Raw genomic sequence first — 16,124 nt, forward strand, 5'->3', positions numbered from 1 at the left:
TGCGGAATCTGCGGGTCCGCTGTGGCTGGTCGCGCAGTTCCCCGCGCCCCTTCGGGCGCGGGTCCGCGATACCTGCCTGCTACCGGGCCCGTACTAGCCTGAGCGTCACCAGTTCGAACGGGCGTAGGCGTACGGCGATCCGGTCGCCGTCGAGCTGAGGTGCCGGCGCCTCTGCGAGCGGGCGTTCCAGCAGGTCGGTGACCGTGACGGACGTGAAGGCGAAGCCAGCGGTGAGTGTGGCGCGGGCGCGTCCGCCGTGGGCCTCGTGGAAGCGGACGACGACATCGCCGCTGCCGTCGTCGGCGAGCTTCACGGCGCTCACGACGACCGCGTCCCGGTCGACACTCACCAGCGGGGCCACGTCCCGGGCGCCGGTCACCCGCCGCTCGGGCAGGTTGATCCGCCAGCCCTCGCGCACCGCGTCGCCGATCCCGGCGCCCGGTACCAGTGCGTGCCGGAAGCGGTGGACGCCCTGGTCGGTCTCGGGGTCGGGGAAGCGCGGGGCACGGAGGAGGGAGACACGGACCGTGGTGGTCGTACCCCGGTCGCCGTCGGTGCGTACCGTGCGGGTCACGTCGTGGCCGTACGTCGAGTCGTTGACGATGGCGACGCCCCAGTCCGGCTCCGCCACATGGACGAAGCGGTGGTTGCACGCCTCGAACTTGGCAGCCTCCCATGAGGTGTTGGTGTGCGTCGGGCGGTGGAAGTGCCCGAACTGCGTCTCGGACGCGTACCGCTCGGCGTGCACGTCGAGCGGGAAGGCGAGCTTCAGGAACTTCTCGGTCTCGTGCCAGTCGACCTCCGTGTCGATCACCAGTTTCCGCTCCCCCGGCGGCAGCGTCAGCACCTGGGTGACGCGCGAGGCGCCGAAGGACCGTACGATCCGCAGCGAATCGCCGTCCTCACCTGCGCTGATCTCGTCGACGTCGGTCAGGTCGGTGACCGTGTTGCGGTAGAACTCGTCGACGTCCCAGGCATCCCACATGTTCGGGAAGTCGGGGTGCAGTTGGAGGAGGTTGGCGGCGTGGCCGGGGGCGACGGTCTCGCGGTCGGCCTCGATGTCGTACGCCGACACCACGAGCCCCGCCGCGTCGATCTCGACCCGGAGGAGCCCGTTGTCGAGGGTGTAGCCGCCGGCGAGGCGGGGCGTGCGGGCCGTCTCGCCGGTGGGCCCCGGAGTGCGGGCGCCGCCTGCCGGAACGCCATCGCGGCTGTGGGGCGCGGAGTTGAAGACGAACTCCGTGGATCCCTCCCCCGCCAGGGCGTGTTGGGCCGCGTCGATGATGCCGTTCAGCTCGGCGGCGAGTCGGTCGTAGGTGGCGCGTGCCTCGCGGTGGACCCAGGCGATCGACGATCCGGGCAGGATGTCGTGGAACTGGTGGAGCAGGACCGTCTTCCAGATGCGGTCCAACTCCTCGTACGGGTAAGGGAATCCGGTGCGGACGGCCGCGGTCGCCGCCCATAGTTCGGCCTCGCGGAGCAGGTGCTCGCTGCGGCGGTTGCCCTGCTTCGTCCGCGCCTGGCTCGTGAGGGTGGCGCGGTGCAGTTCGAGGTACAACTCGCCTACCCAAACAGGCGCGTTGGGGTATTCGGCCTCTGCCTTCGCGAAGAACTCGCCGGGGGTCTCCCACTCCACGGTGGCCGAGCCTTCGAGGTTGCCCAGCCTGGCCGCCTTGGCGACCATCTCGCGGGTGGTGCCGCCGCCTCCGTCGCCCCAGCCGGTCGGTGCGAGGGAGTGCCGGGCGACGCCCTTGTCCTTGAAGTTGCGGGCCGCGTGGGCGATCTCGCTGCCCTTCATCGAGCAGTTGTAGGTGTCGACGGGCGGGAAGTGCGTGAAGATCCGGGTGCCGTCGATGCCCTCCCACTGGAAGGTGTGGTGCGGGAACTTGTTGGTCTGCGACCACGAGATCTTCTGGGTCAGCAGCCACTTGGAGCCGGCCGCCTTGATGATCTGCGGGAGTCCGGCGGCGAAGCCGAAGGTGTCGGGCAGCCACGCCTCGTCGTTCTCGATGCCGAACTCGTCGAGGAAGAACCGCTTCCCGTGCACGAACTGACGGGCCATCGCCTCCGAGCCCGGCATGTTGGTGTCCGACTCCACCCACATACCGCCGGCCGGCACGAACCGCCCGTCGGCGACCGCCTTCTTCACCCGGGCCCACACCTCGGGCCGGTGCTCCTTCACCCACGACCACTGCTGGGCCTGCGACATGGCGAAGACGAACTCGGGCTCGTCCTCGATCAGCGCGGTCATGTTCGCGGTCGTACGGGCCACTTTGCGCACCGTCTCGCGCAGCGGCCACAGCCACGCCGAGTCGATATGGGCGTGGCCGATGGCACTGATGCGGTGGGCGGAGGGTACGGCGGGCTCGGACAGCACGGTCTCCAGGCGGGCCCGCGCCTGGGCCGCCGTACCGCCCACGTCCTGGAGGTCGACGGCGTCCAGCGCCTTCTCCACCGCCCGCAGGATCTCCCAGCGGCGCGCCGACTCCACAGGCAGCTCGGCCATTAGCTCGCCGAGCACCTCCAGGTCGATCACCAACTGCCAGACCGTCTCGTCGAAGACGGCCAGATCCATACGCGTGAGGGTGTACTGCGGTTCGCTGCCCGCGGTCTCCTTGTCGCCCAACTGGGTGGGCAGGAAGGGGTGGTAGTCGAGGATGACGGGGTTGGACGCGGCCTCGATGTGCAGCCGCACCTCCTCGCCGCCCTCGACGGGCGCCCCGATCCGCACCCACTGGTTGCGCGGGTTCAGCCCCTTCACGGGGGTGCCGTCGGGCCGGTACACCAGGCCTTCGCACTGGAAGCCGGGCATGTTCTCGTCGAATCCGAGGTCGAGCAGGGCCTCTACGGTCCGCCCGGCCCACGCCTGCGGGACGGTTCCGGTGACCCGGAACCAGCTGGTGCCCCAGGGCGCCCCCCACCGGGCGCCCACCTCGATCGGCTCGGGCACACCGGCCAGCCCCTCGGCGACGGGCACCGGCTCTCCGGGGGCGTGCCACACGGCCACGTCCAGCGGCACGGACTCGGGGTACACGGCGGGTCGGATGCGTTCGTCGAGGACACGCTTCAGACGGCCTTCGACCAGGTTGCGGTCGTCATGCATGTGAGGTGCTCCGAATCGACTCGACGGTTACCAGGCGTGCGTGACGGTCACGGGGGCGGACGCGGTGTACAGCTCCCCTACGGCGCGCACTTCGAAGCGTGCGATCTGCTCGCCCTGTTCAGGTGCCAGTCCGGCGACGAAGAACGCCCGCTGACCGGTGGCGCCGAGGAAGCGCCGGGTTCCGTCGGGGAGCACGCGGTGGAGGGTGTGGTGGCGTACGGGGACTGGGCCCGGGGCGGGACTCCAGGCGAAACGCAGGTCGCCTCCGGTGGCGCCGGTGATCTGTGCGTCGGCCGGGGCAGCGGGCGTCTCGACGCCGTTGTGAACGGCGATACCACCGAGCCGCCACTTCACCGGGTCAACACCGGTCGGGGTGAGTCGGACACCGAGCGCGTGAACGGTCCCGTTGGCGGTCAGGTCTGTGAGCTGCACGGTCGCGGTCTGCCAGCCGTTGACCGCATTCACGGGCATGCCGCTGTTGACCGAGTTCACAGGGATATACGTGTACGGCGGTGTCGCACCGGGTCCGCTCGGCTCGGCGATGGCAACGGCCAGCTCGACGTTCACACCCCCAGCGTCCGTGCGATGCGTCAGCTCGACAACCGTGTTCACACCGATCGGCAGCCGAGTCGCGTACACATCGAGAGTGACTGGCTCATCCAGTGAGCCACCGACCAGGACACTGCTCCCACCACGCCAGGCATCGGCGAAGTCGAACGAGACAGCGGGCCGCACCCCCTCCGTCCGCACCACCCACCGTCGCGACGGCAGCCGGTCCTGGAGCCCGAGGTGGTTCCAGGCGGCGTCCGAGGTGACCGCCCCCTCCTCGTACCACTTCACCCCGTGCCCGGTGTTGAACACACTCGCGAACGGAACCGCCGTCACCGTCGACCGGTCCGCGACCGACACCGCCGGCGCCCGCCAGCTGTCCGTCCCGTCGGGCGCGGCCGGGTCCAGCGACCGCCCGGTCCAGAACCGGTCGTCGGCCGCGTGGAAGTCGCCGGGGGTGCGGCCCGCGGGCAGGTGGTTGCGGGTCCACTCGGGCCGGTAGAACCCCAGCGAGACGACGTGCGCCCTGTTCGCCGGCACGATGGCGTCCCAGTTCACGGAGGAGTTCCAGCCGTTCGCCTCCACGTCCACGCCCGCCCACAACTCGTACCGGCTGCGCGCGAGTTGGTCGGCCGTCTGCCCTGATGACGTCAGCCTCGCCGCCGTCCAGCGGAAGTCGACGAACATGGAGTCGGCGGCCTGGAAGAAGGCCTGGTTCTGGCTGTTGAGCGCGCCCTGCCAGCTCACCGTGCCGTTCACCGTCATCGAGTCGTACCAGGTCACCCGCTGCCCCGCCGCCAGGGACAGCGCCTTCAACTCCCGTACGAAACCGAGCATGTCGGTGCCGAGCGCGGTGTTGCCGCCACTGGTCTCGGCGTTGACGAACCAGCCGTCGAAGCCGTACGCCGCAGCGACGGCGACGAGTTGGGCGGCCAGCGGATAGCGGCCCGCGGCGTCCTTCTGCACCAGGTCGCGCGTCCACTGCAGCTGTCCGCCGTAGGCGACGGGCGGCAGGAAGATGTTGCCGAGGACGGGTACGCCGTGCCGGTGGGCGGCGTCCACGATCGGCGCGTTCGGCGCGAGGATCAGGCCCTCGCCGGACGAGCCGCCCCAGAAGACGAGTTCGTCGATGTACGCCCAGTGGGTGAGCGCGTAGTAGTCGGCGGTGGCCGAGCCCTGGGAGGGGTTGGAGGCTGTCGGGCCGAAGGAGACGAGCGACTGGACGCGGGCCTGGCCGGACCGGGCGGTCGCGTTGGCCGGGGTCGGGGTGAAGCGGGCGGCGAGCGGCACGGAGGCCGTGTTGAAGGCGAGGTCGGCGTCGCCGGCCGCGCTCCAGGTCTTCAGGCTGCGCCAGGTGATGCCCGCGCCCGGGGTGCCCGAGGGCAGGGAGTCGGGGTACCAGTAGGAGGCGTACGGCGGTGTCGCAGCGGCGGCCGCGGAGGCCGCCACAGCCGGAAGTGCCGGAAGTGCCGGGAGCAGGGCGGCTGTTGTGGCGGCGAGCAGGACGGTGCGTCTGGTGGGGTTCACGAGCGGGTGCCTCCTTGTGGGGTGGGGAGTACCTGGTCGGGAGTGACGACTTCGGTGATGCCGCGCGCGGCGAGGTGGGCCGGGTCGTCCGCGCGCGTGTCGAGGACGGTGGCCGGGCGGGCCCCGTCGGTGGTGAGCCGGAAGAACGCGTCGAAGACCGGCCCGCCGGGCGCGCAGGTCGAGCGAGCGGCGGGGTCCGCCGGTACGACGAGTGCGGTGGTCCGGGGCTTCGGGGTGTGCGTGTGCTCGCGGGCCGCGCGCTCCAACACCCGGGCGGAGTCCTTGGGTTGCCGGTCGTTGGTCAACAGGCCGAGACCGTACTCGAGTTCGGGGAAGTCGGCGAGGTCGCGGGAGACGTCGTGGGAGCACCACCAGGTGATGCCCCACAGGTCGGGACAGTCGAGGGCGTTCGCGACGGTCGCCGCGGTGAAGGCGGCGGCGTGCTCGGCGGGGACCAGCGGCGCGGGCGCCCCGACCTCCTGGAGCCAGACCGGACGGCTCGGGTCGTCGGCCCACGCCTTGCTCAACTCGACGAGATACGCGGCGTGGTGCTCGGCCGGCACGGAGGTGCGGCCGTGCCGCTGGGCGGTGCCGTTGAACACCCAGGAGTGCACGGCGGTGACCGCGCCGCGCCGGGCGGCCTGGGCCGGGGTGAACGGCTGGTCGTCCTGGTACCAGGTCGCGTCGTACTCGGCGTGCAGATGCAGCCTGCCCGGGGCGCCCGCCTCGCAGGCGGCGAGCATCCGCTCCAGCCAGGCGTCGATCTGGTCGGCGGTCGCCCGGTCCGGGTCCGGATGGGGGCCTGCCGAGAACTGGTTGACCTCGTTGCCGAGGGTCATGCCGATGAAGTTGGGCCGGTCGGCGAGGGCGGCGGCGAGTGTGCGCAGGTAGACCGCCTGCCCCTCGACTACCTCCGGGTCGGTGAAGAGGTTCCGCCGGTGCCAGGTCCGTGTCCAGGCCGGCAGGAAGTCGAAGCTGCTCAAGTGCCCCTGCAGTCCGTCCACGTTGACGTCGAGGTCGAACTCGGCGGCGGCGTCCGCGAGTTGGACGAGTTGCTCGACGGCCCGGGGGCGGATCAGCGTGCGGTTGGGCTGGAAGTAGGGCCAGAGCGGGAAGACCCGGATGTGGTCGAGTCCGAGTTCCGCGATGGAGTCGAGGTCGGCGCGTACGGAGTCGAGGTCGAAGTCGAGCCAGTGGTGGAACCACCCTTCGCTCGGGGTGTAGTTGACGCCGAAGCGCACGGCAGGGGGCATGCGGTGTCCTTGCACTCGATGGGGGGTGTCAGCTCGATGGGGGGGGTGTCAGCTCGATGGAGTGTCGGCTCGGTGCGGGTGTCAGCCCTTGACGGCGCCCTCGCCGACCCCGCGGAAGAAGTACCGCTGGAGACAGGCGAAGAGGGCGATCAGCGGTGCCACGGCGATGACCGTGCCGGCGGCGACGAGCCGTTCGTCGTTGGCGAAGGTGCCGTGCAGATAGTTGAGGCCGATGGTCAGGGTGAACTTGGACGGGTCGCTGAGCACGATGAGCGGCCAGAGGAAGTCGTCCCAGGCCCCCATGAAGGCGAAGATCGCGACGACGGCGAGGGTGCCCTTCACCGACGGCAGCGCGATCCGCAGGAACCGCTGCCAGGAGTTGGCGCCGTCGACGAAGGCCGCCTCCTCGATCTCGTAGGGGAGGTTGAGGAAGGCGTTGCGCATCAGCAGGACGTTCATGGCGCCGACGCAGCCGGGCAGGACGACCCCGATGAGGGTGTTGTTCAGGCCGAGTTCCCGCATGGTCGTGAACTGGGCGATGATGATGCCCTCCACGGGCACGAGCATCGCGAGGATGAAGGCGAGCGTGGCCACGCGGCGGCCTCGATAGCGCAGCCTGGCCAGGGCATAGCCCGCGAGTGCCGAACCGACGCAGTTGGTCACGACGTTGGCGCCGGCGACCTTCAGGGAGTTGAGGGCGTAGTCCCAGACGGGGATGGTGTCGGCGACGCGTTCGTAGTTGTGGAGGGTCGGGTCGCCCGGCAGGAACTTCGGCGGCGAGCTGAAGATGTCCTCGGTCGGGCCCTTGAGGGACGTCGACAGCTGCCACAGGAACGGGCCGACGGTCAGGGCGAGGACGCCGAGCAACAAGGCGTAGCGCAGGACGAGTTCCCAGGCGCGGACGCGTCGGCCGTGCTCGTCCACGACCCGCCGTCTCCGGACGGGCGCCGGGCGCTCGGAAGGACGTACCGCCGTCGAAGGCCCCTTCTCCAGCACGCTCACGGGGTGTCCTCCCTGCGGTCGGCGCGCAGGACGAGGAGCATCAGCGCGACGGTGACGGCGAAGACGACGACGGACAGGGCGGAGGCGTAGCCGACGCGGCCGGTCAGGCCCGTGCCGGTGCGCTGGACCAGCATGACGAGGGTGGTGTCCTCGCCCGCCGGGCCGCCGTCCGGGCCGGCCATCAGGTACACCTCGGAGAACACCTTGAACGCGGCGACCGAGGACAGCGCGCCGACCAGGACCATGGTGGAGCGGACGGCGGGCGCGGTGACCGTCAGGAAGCGGCGTACCGCGCCCGCGCCGTCGACGGCCGCCGCCTCGTGCAGTTCGCGCGGGACGTTGGCGAGCGCCGCCAGGTAAATGATCATGTAGTAGCCGAGGCCCTTCCAGACCGTGACGGCCATCGCGCTCAGCAGAAGCAGCCACTGGTCGCTGAGGAAGCCGACCCGGCCGACGCCGATCGCCTCCAACAGCGAGTTGACCAGGCCGCGTTCGTCGAGCAGCCACACCCAGATGAGCCCGACGACGACGATCGACGCGACGACCGGGGTGTAGAAGGCCGACCGGAAGAAGGTGATGCCGGGGATGTTCTTCTGGACCAGCAGCGCGAGCAGCAGGGGCAGCAGGACGAGTGCGGGAACGACCCCGACGACGTACAGCGTGCTGTTGCGCAGTCCGATCCAGAACATGTCGTCGTGCAGCAGTTCACGGAAGTTGGCGAGGCCCACGAACTCGCCGGGGATCAGGGTTCGGCGGTCGGTGAAGGAGTTGATCAGGGTGGAGACGAACGGGTAGAGGATGAAGGCGCCGATGATCAGCAGCCCGGGGGCGGCGAACAGCCAGGGGCTGGTGGGCAGTTGGCGCCGTACGGACACCAACCGCCCCGGCCGCCGTGCACGTTCGACTGCGGGACTGGCCATGCCGGCCTCAGCCCTGCTGCTGGAGGAGCCGGTCACAGGCCTTGACAGCGTTGTCGAGGGCTTCCTCGGGGCTCTGCTTCCCCTGGAGCGCCCGCGCCACGGAGTTGCGCAGCTCGGTCTTCATCTGCTCGCTGAACAGCACGGGCGTGTAATTGACCGCGTTCTTCAGGGACTTGGCGGCGGCGATCCGCACCCGGGTCTCGTCGGTGCCGTCCTCCTCGGTGAAGTACGGGTCGTCGAGCGAGCCGGCCGTGCTGGGGAAGATGGCGACCTTCTTGGCGAACGACATCTGGTGCTCGGCGTCGGTGACGTAGTGCGCGAAGGCGACGGCGGCGGGCTTGCGCTTGCTCTGCGCGTTCACCATCACGCCCATGACGTACATGTTGACCTTGCCGGTGCTGGTGATCTGGTCGGTGATGCCGATGTTCTTGTACAGGTTCGGGGCCTGCTTCTTGAAGTTGCCGAGGTCCAGGGCGCTGCCCGGGTTCATGGCGACGGCGCCGGTCAGGAACTTCTTGCCGGAGGACTCGGGGGTCGCGGTCAGCGCCTGCGGGTCGAGCGCCTTGGCGTCGTACAACTCCTTGTACTTGGTGAGGAGTTCGACTCCCTTGGCGTCGTTGAAGGCGAAGGCGGTACCGGCGTCGTTCATGAGGGGGACGCCGTAGCGGCCGAAGTCCTCGATGGTGGGCACGTTGGCGAGCGTGGCGACCTTGCCGTCGCTCTTGTCGGCCAACTCCAGGGCGTCGGCGAAGAGTTCGTCGTACGTCTTGGGCGGTTGCTCGGGGTCGAGGCCCGCCTCCGTGAACAGGGACTTGTTGTAGAAGAGCGGGCCGGTGTTCAGATACCAGGGGAAGGCGTACGTCCCGGTCATGCCCGGGATCTCGTGGCTCGCCCATGCCCCCGGCAGATACTCGCTCTTGTACTGGGCGGCGGCCTTGTCGAGGTCGAGTGCGAGGCCGGCCTTGGCGAGTGGGGCGACGAGGTCCGGCGAGACGTTGACGACGTCGGGCAGGGTGCCGCCCGCCGCGTCGGCGCTGATCTTGTCGGCGTAGCCCTCGGCGGGCTGGTCGATCCACTTCACGTCGGTGCCCGGGTACTTCTTCTCGAAGTCGGCGACGAGCCCCTCGAAGTACGACTTGAAGTTGGCGCGGAGGTTCCAGGTCTGGAAGGTGATGTCGCCCTCGATCTTGCCGGAGGCGTCGGTGGAGCCGCTGTCGCCGCTCCCGGAGCCGCAGGCGCTCAGCGGCAGGACGACGGCGATGGCGGCAGCGGTGGCGAGAACTCTGCGGATGCGCACGGCGGACGGGCTCCTTTGCGGCGGCGGTGGCCAATGGTGCCGGGGCAGACCCTGCACGCCCCGCGCCGGGCAAGTCAATGGATTCCGCTCAGCTAAATTCATTAGTTGGTCAACATGCCAGGTCAGACAGTTGAGTTGGCGGTATTGCGGCCGATCACTAATGCGCTTTAGGCTTGCCTGGCTCAAGCGCATTAGTGCACAGCCACCGGGAATTGGGGAGCAGGGATGCCGGCCAAGCGGTCGCCCGCGCGCAGGCCGACGATGAAGGACATCGCGCAGCGCGCCGGGGTCTCCGAGAGTGCGGTCTCGTTCGCGCTCAACGGCCGCCCGGGGGTCTCCGAGGTCACCCGGGACCGAGTCCGGCGGGTCGCCGAGCAGTTGGGCTGGCGACCGAGCACCGCGGCGCGCGCGCTGTCCGGTGAGGGCGCGGCCACGGTGGGGCTGGTGGTGGCGCGCCCAGCCGACACCCTGGGCGTCGACTCCTTCTTCCTCCAGCTCATCTCGGGTATCCAGGAGGTGCTGGCGGAGCGTCATCTCGGCCTGCTCTTCCAGGTGTTGGAGGGCGTCGACGACGAGTGCGCGGTGTACCGCCGCTGGTGGGCGGAGCACCGGGTCGACGGTGTGCTGGTGGTCGACCCGCGCACGGACGACCCGCGCCCCGGCCTCCTCGACGAACTGGGCCTGCCCGCCGTGGTGATCGGCGGCGCCCCGGACGAGCGGCACCTCGGCTGGTCGACGGTGTGGGCGGACGACGCGGGCGCGATGGCCTCGGTCGTGGACGGCCTGTACGCGCTCGGTCACCGGCGGATCGTGCACATCGCAGGGCTGCCGGGCCTCGCCCACACCGAGCGCCGGATCCGGACCCTGCGCGCCGAGGCGCGGCGGCGCGGACTGACGGAGGTGCAGTCGGTGACCACCGACTACTCAGACGCGGAGGGCGCGGCCGTCACCCGCCGGGTCCTGGCGGGTCCCGCTCCCCCGACGGCCCTGATCTACGACAACGACGTGATGGCCGTCGCCGGGGTCGGCACGGCGAGCGAACTCGGCTTCTCGGTGCCGGCCGACGTGTCAGTGGTGGCTTGGGAGGACTCCGCACTGTGCCGCATGGTCAAACCGTGGCTGTCCGCGCTGTCCCGGGACAGCGCGGAGTTCGGGCGCACGGCGGCGACGGAACTCACGGCCCTGCTGGACGGCGGCCCGGCCCGCACGGTACGGGTGCCGGTGCCCCGGCTGATCGAGCGGGGCAGTACAGGGGCGGCGCGGCGGTGATGGCCGCTACGATGAACAGTCCGTCCGATCAGGGGGAAAGGCAAGACACTTGGGCGAGGAAGCGGACGTGACGGTCCCGGTCGAGGTGGATGGACAGAAGATCCTCGTTTCGGTCGGCCCGGCGGGGCAGCGCGTGCTCAGCGGGCCGGCCGAGGAGCAGGAGATCAGCTGGCGGACCCCACGACTGGAGACGGTCCTCGACAGCCTGACCGCCGTTGCGCGGGCCATGGGCACGCGACTTCAGCAGACCGGCGCGTCGAAGGCGACGGTCGAGTTCGGTTGCGATGTCTCCCTGGACACCGGCCAGTTGCTGGCCGTGGTGGGCAAGGCATCCTCGAAGTCCGCGTGGAAAGTGACGCTGGAGTGGACCGCGCCGGAGCCGAGGGAACCCCCGGAGGCGTAGCCATGGACCGTTGGAGAGCACTGCTGGAGGCCTCCACCGTCGCCCTGGACCTCCCGGGAGACAGCGGCGGCGGAACGGGATTCGTCCTCGCCCCCGGAACCGTGGTCACCTGCGCGCATGTCGTCGCCGGGGCGGACGCGGTGCGGGGCCGGATCGTGGCGACCGGGGCCGAACTCATGCTGCCTGTATCCGGCGAGTCGCTCCACCGAGCGTCGAACGGCCTGGACATCGCGTTCCTGCGCTTCGACGCTCCGGCGTCCTTCCCTTCGCATGTGCTCACCGCACCGCACGCCTCGCTCGGCGACCGTATGTGGGTGTACGGCCATCCGCGCGGCGACTACCGCGCCGGCCAGTGGGCCGCACTGGAGTACCAGGGCGACTCCCGGCTGGCCTTCGACGACCCCATACCGATGCCCCGCGGCTACGGCACCCCGGTCGGCGAGGGCTTCAGCGGCAGCCCGGTGGTCAACCAGCGCACCGGCGGGGTGTGCGGAATGCTCGCCCGCTCCAACAAAGAGGGCAGCACACATATGGTCCCGCTCTCCGAGATACTGGCCCGCTGCCGAGTCCCTGCGCCACCCGTCTCCTGGCTGGACACGCTGACCGACGAGCAGTTGCGGGCAGGGGCGTTCCGGCACCCCGGCGAACATCTGCACGACTATCTCGCCGCCGCGCGCGACGCCGCGGACGAACATCCGTACGCGCCCCTGCTGACCGACGCGCAGGACATACCCCTGTCCACGGTGTACGTCAGTCAGGACGCGTCGGACACCGAGGAAGCGGCCGACGATGGCCGCGACCGACGACGACCCGGCAGGGACCGGACGTCCGCCGAGAGCGTGCTCGCCGACAACCGCCACGTGCTGTTCACCGGCGGCGCGGGCACGGGCAAGTCGAGCCTGCTGCGCCGGCTGACCTTCGCCGCGACCTCCGCCTGGCTGGAGGACCCGGCGCGGGCACCGTCGTACGTACCCGTGCGGGTCGCCGCCGACCAGCTCCTGGACCTCCCGTTCCCCGAAGCGCTGGCACTGGCGGTCGGACGTGATCTGCACGGCCTGCGTCGCTCGCTGCCGCCGGCGTTCTTCGAAGCCGGACCACTGCCCGGCGTGGACTGGCTCGTCTGCGTCGACGGGCTTGACGAGGTCCTGGAGCCGGAGGACCGCGGCAAGGTCATTCGGCTGATCCAGCGCTGGGAACGCGAACCGTATCTGCGCTTCGTCGTCGCCAGCCGCTCGCTGGTCACCGCCGAGATGAACCGGCTGAACGCGTTGCGCCGCTACTCGCTGAAGGAGTTCGGCGACCAGGAGATCAATGAGGTCGCCCGTGCCTGGTTCACGGTGCTGGACGTGCCGGACGCCGGGCGGCGGGCGACGGAGCTGACGGAGGACCTGCGCCGCGGCCGCCTCTCCGAAGTCGCCCGCAACCCGCTCTACTTGACGATGATCTGCGTGGTCGCCGCCGTACACGAGCTCCCCCGCAACCCCGCCGAACTCTATGCGCGGTTCATCGGCATCCTGCGCGAGAAGGGGTCGGCGCGGCTCCGGCGCGGCGGCCGGGCCGGTCACGGCATCACCCCGGACCTGCTGGAGCAGGTGCACGCGGTGCTGTACCCGGCTGCCGAGTCACGCCAGAGCGGCGACACCCGGCCGCTGCTCGACCAGGTCAGGGAACTGCTTGCCGCGCGGTTCCCCGACTCGTCCCCCGACCGGGACACGGTCCTCGGTGCCCTCACCTTCACCGGGCTGGTCCGGCGTCGCGGCGCGGACCTGCACTTCCTCCACCACACCGTGCAGGAGTACCTCGCCGGGTACTCCCTCGCGGACCGCCTCAACCCCAAGGACCCTCAGGCGCTGAGGGCCGTACGCGAGGCGATCGCGGCCGAACGCCCGAACCTGGTCCTGTTCATGGCTGCCCGCTGGCACGAACAGGGCATGCCCCTGGAGGAGTTCCTCCGCACCGCCGTGGACGGCGGCGGATGGCGCGACCTGCTGCTGTGCGCGACGGTCCTGAGCGACGAACTGGCGGCGGACGAGGAGCTGACGAGACGGTTCACCTGGGCGGTCATCAAGCTGTACGACCGGTCCGTCACCGTGGGCGACCTCGACGTGGGCACGGTGCTGGACCGTCTGTACGCGGTGCTCGACGCACCGGGTCTGGCCAATGTCGTCACCGACCCCGACGTCCCGCACCAGCCGCGCGTCGAGGCGCTGAAGCACTATGTACGCCGTGCCGCCGACCGGGCGACGGATCTCGCCGCAGGACTGGCCGACGACCGGGACCTGCCGGGCAATCTGCGGGTCGTGGCGGCCTCGCTGCTCGCGCGGGCGGGCGACACCACGGCCGCGTGCCGCCGCCTGATCGACCTGGCCGAGGATCCCGGCCAGGTCCCCGAGACCCGCCAGGCGGCGGCCGTCGCGCTCCTCGCGCTGGATGCCCCCGCCGGAACGGATGCGCTCGGCATGCTCCTGCGGACTGCGGAGTTCACAGTGCCTGACGTCGAGAACACGCTGGGCATCCTCCCCGCCGACCTGCCCGAGGAAGCACGCACCACCCTGGCTGACGCCCTGCACGACAACCCCGTTCTGGCCGGGGATCCGCACATGACCCGCTACCTGAAGGGGAGGCTGCTGGCCCCCGTACGCCCTGGACTTCTCGAGGAACTGTGCGAGGACCCCTCCGTGCCGCTGCCCCTGCGGCACAGGGCGACATGGGGACTCTCCGAATCCGGCGGCCGGAGCACGGAGACCGTACGCCTCGTCTGCACGCAGGTCGTCGAGAGTGCCTTGTCGTCCGAGGACGCCGTGGCCTCGGCAGTCAGCGGCATCGACGATGTCGGGCTGGCGGAGCGCCTGGCACGGGACGAACGGCTGAGCGGCTACACCCGAACCCAGGCCGTCGAACGACTCGCCGAACTCGGTCGACCGTCCGTCGCGGTGGACTGTGTGGACCTTCTCATGGCTGATCCCGAAGACCAGTGGCTCCATAGCCGCCTGGCCCACCTCCTTCGCAAGCTCGGGGAGTCGACAAGGTGTCGGCAGATTCTGGTCGATGACTTCAACGATCCGGCACTCGCCGTCGTCGACCGGCTCGACCACCTGGCCTCACTGATCGGTCTGGGAGCCACAGACGTACTGCACACCCCCTTGTTGCGCATGGCGACAGATACGGACATCGGGGCAGCGGACCGGCTCGAAGCAGTGGAAGCCCTGGACGAGGTGGATCCGGCGGCCGGTGTCGATCTGCTGACCAAGATCGCGGCGGACAACGCCCTGCCCGGGGGCGTATGCCGGGACGCGGCGACGCAGCTGCTCAACCTGGGCGAGCGCGACACCGCGTCCGGATTGCTGCGGCGCGTCGCTGAGGACCCGCGCACAGGCGTGCGCGACCGCATCAAGGCTCTCGGCGCCCTGGCCGAGGTGGACCTGCGCGCCGCTTCCCAGAGTCTGCACCGCATCCTCGACGAGGCCGGACTGCCCGACGAACATCTGTGGCAGCTCCTCGACCTTGCCGATGCCCTGACGCCGGACGCGAAACTCCGCAGACGTTCGGAGGCGCTGATCGACGACGAGACCGTGCCCACGGATTCGCTGCTGCGGTTCGGCTCCGAATCGCGTCCGCACCGGACGGCCGTCGTCCCCAGCGTCCGGCGGGCCATGACCCGTATCGCGGAGGATCCCGCAGCCGAGCCCTACGACCGGGCCCGGGCTGCCGGCGACCTGATCGGGCTGCTCCCCTATCCACGCTGGAAAGCTCTCATGGCCGGCGTCAGCCCGGACCCCCTGCACTGTCTGAGCCTCCACCTGACCTTGGGAGGGTTTTCCCACCACATGTCCAACCCGACGGGGACGCAGAAGCTGGCCTTCTACCAGGACGACGAGGGCGTGATCACCCCGGCGGGCGCGCTTTCCGGTGTCGATCCCCACGAAGCCGCCACGCGGTGGCGCGACCTCGTCGCGCAGCGGCAGCCGGAAGCGGTCACACGGCTGGGGCACCTATGGCTCCTGGTGCACGACGAGAGCGTCTCCGCAGGCGTGCGGGAGCTGCTTCTCTCCTGGGCCCAGGACGTCACGGCTCCCCTCCAGGAGAGGATCGCGGCAGTCTCGACCGTCGGCGGAAACTTCGACGCGCGCTGGTTCGCCCTGGCCGCGAACGATGGCACGGCGCCGGAACTCCGCGCCGAGATCTGCGCGTACCTCCCCGCGAGTGGTGCCTTCAACCGCGTTCCCGTCGCCCGTGTCCTGGCGTCGGACCCGGCCTGCCCCGTCGAGGTGCGTGCGCGTGCCGCCGCTCTGCTCGCCGAGGATCTGGGCGAGGAGGGCCGTCTTCTCCTCCGGGCACTCTCCGGTCCCCACACCACGGACCCCGAGGCTCATCTCGCCGTGGCCGCCGCCTGGACGAAGCTGGACGTCGGGGGTGAGGCCGAGGCCGCCTGCCACCGGGTCCTCGACAGCGAAGAGGCCCTCGCCCGCCACCGCGTCCTGGCAGCGGGCGAGCTCATGAGGTGGCGCTCGGCACGGGGCCGGGCGAAGGAGGTCCTCCGATCGGTGCTCGCCGACCGCGGCGTGCCCGTCGCCGTACGGATCGAGGCGGCCGAGAAGCTGATCGCGGTCCGCGAACCGGCCGAGGCCCATCTGGGCCTGCTCCGTCTGGCCCTCGGACTCGAACCGAGCCCCGGGGACCGCGCCCGCATCCTCGACCTCCTGCCTTCCGACCTGCGGGCATGCGCCGTCCGCGTCCCCCCGGACCCGGCGGCGCGGGCGGTCTGACCCGGCCGGAGGACACGGCGGGCCCCGATGGGGAC

The 16,124-nt window shown here is 70.5% G+C and carries 9 protein-coding genes; 3 read left to right on the forward strand and 6 right to left on the reverse strand.

The window, feature by feature from the left end; genetic code table 11:
- Positions 1–79 precede the first annotated feature (79 nt).
- From ACWCRB_RS00475 to ACWCRB_RS00500, 6 genes are all read right to left on the reverse strand, one after another.
- Positions 80–3,103 carry an alpha-mannosidase gene (locus ACWCRB_RS00475; RefSeq protein WP_450993873.1) on the reverse strand — a complete coding sequence of 1,008 codons (3,024 nt, stop codon included), beginning with the start codon at positions 3,101–3,103 and terminating at the stop codon, positions 80–82.
- 27 nt (positions 3,104–3,130) lie between these two features.
- Positions 3,131–5,179, reverse strand: coding sequence for an endo-beta-N-acetylglucosaminidase (locus ACWCRB_RS00480; RefSeq protein WP_450993874.1), 2,049 nt, complete (start codon positions 5,177–5,179; stop codon positions 3,131–3,133).
- A complete protein-coding gene (locus tag ACWCRB_RS00485) occupies positions 5,176–6,432 on the reverse strand; it encodes a glycoside hydrolase 5 family protein (protein WP_450993875.1) in 1,257 nt (418 codons plus the stop codon). Before ACWCRB_RS00485 ends, ACWCRB_RS00480 begins: the two co-directional genes overlap by 4 nt.
- 81 nt (positions 6,433–6,513) lie before the next feature.
- Positions 6,514–7,434 (reverse strand): carbohydrate ABC transporter permease, encoded by a 921-nt coding sequence (locus tag ACWCRB_RS00490; protein ID WP_450993876.1) that lies wholly within the window; start codon positions 7,432–7,434, stop codon positions 6,514–6,516.
- A complete protein-coding gene (locus ACWCRB_RS00495) occupies positions 7,431–8,354 on the reverse strand; it encodes a carbohydrate ABC transporter permease (protein WP_450993877.1) in 924 nt (307 codons plus the stop codon). Before ACWCRB_RS00495 ends, ACWCRB_RS00490 begins: the two co-directional genes overlap by 4 nt.
- Before the next feature lie 7 nt (positions 8,355–8,361).
- The gene (locus tag ACWCRB_RS00500) at positions 8,362–9,651 is read right to left on the reverse strand and encodes an ABC transporter substrate-binding protein (protein WP_450993878.1); all 1,290 of its coding nucleotides are present in this window, start codon (positions 9,649–9,651) and stop codon (positions 8,362–8,364) included.
- Between the two features lie 225 nt (positions 9,652–9,876).
- Between ACWCRB_RS00500 and ACWCRB_RS00505 the strand changes: the two genes are divergently transcribed.
- The 3 genes from ACWCRB_RS00505 to ACWCRB_RS00515 all read left to right on the forward strand — a co-directional run bounded on the left by ACWCRB_RS00505 (position 9,877) and on the right by ACWCRB_RS00515 (position 16,089).
- Positions 9,877–10,920: a LacI family DNA-binding transcriptional regulator gene (locus ACWCRB_RS00505; protein ID WP_450993879.1), complete on the forward strand. Its 1,044-nt coding sequence runs from the start codon at positions 9,877–9,879 to the stop codon at positions 10,918–10,920.
- A gap of 67 nt (positions 10,921–10,987) precedes the next feature.
- Entirely contained in the window at positions 10,988–11,323 is a 336-nt protein-coding gene (locus tag ACWCRB_RS00510) for a CU044_2847 family protein (protein ID WP_450993880.1), read from the forward strand.
- A 2-nt stretch (positions 11,324–11,325) separates the two neighbouring features.
- On the forward strand, positions 11,326–16,089 hold the full coding sequence (locus ACWCRB_RS00515) for a trypsin-like peptidase domain-containing protein (protein ID WP_450993881.1): 4,764 nt from the start codon (positions 11,326–11,328) through the stop codon (positions 16,087–16,089).
- The last annotated feature ends 35 nt before the right edge of the window (positions 16,090–16,124 follow it).

The organism is Streptomyces sp. NPDC002156 (assembly GCF_053593675.1).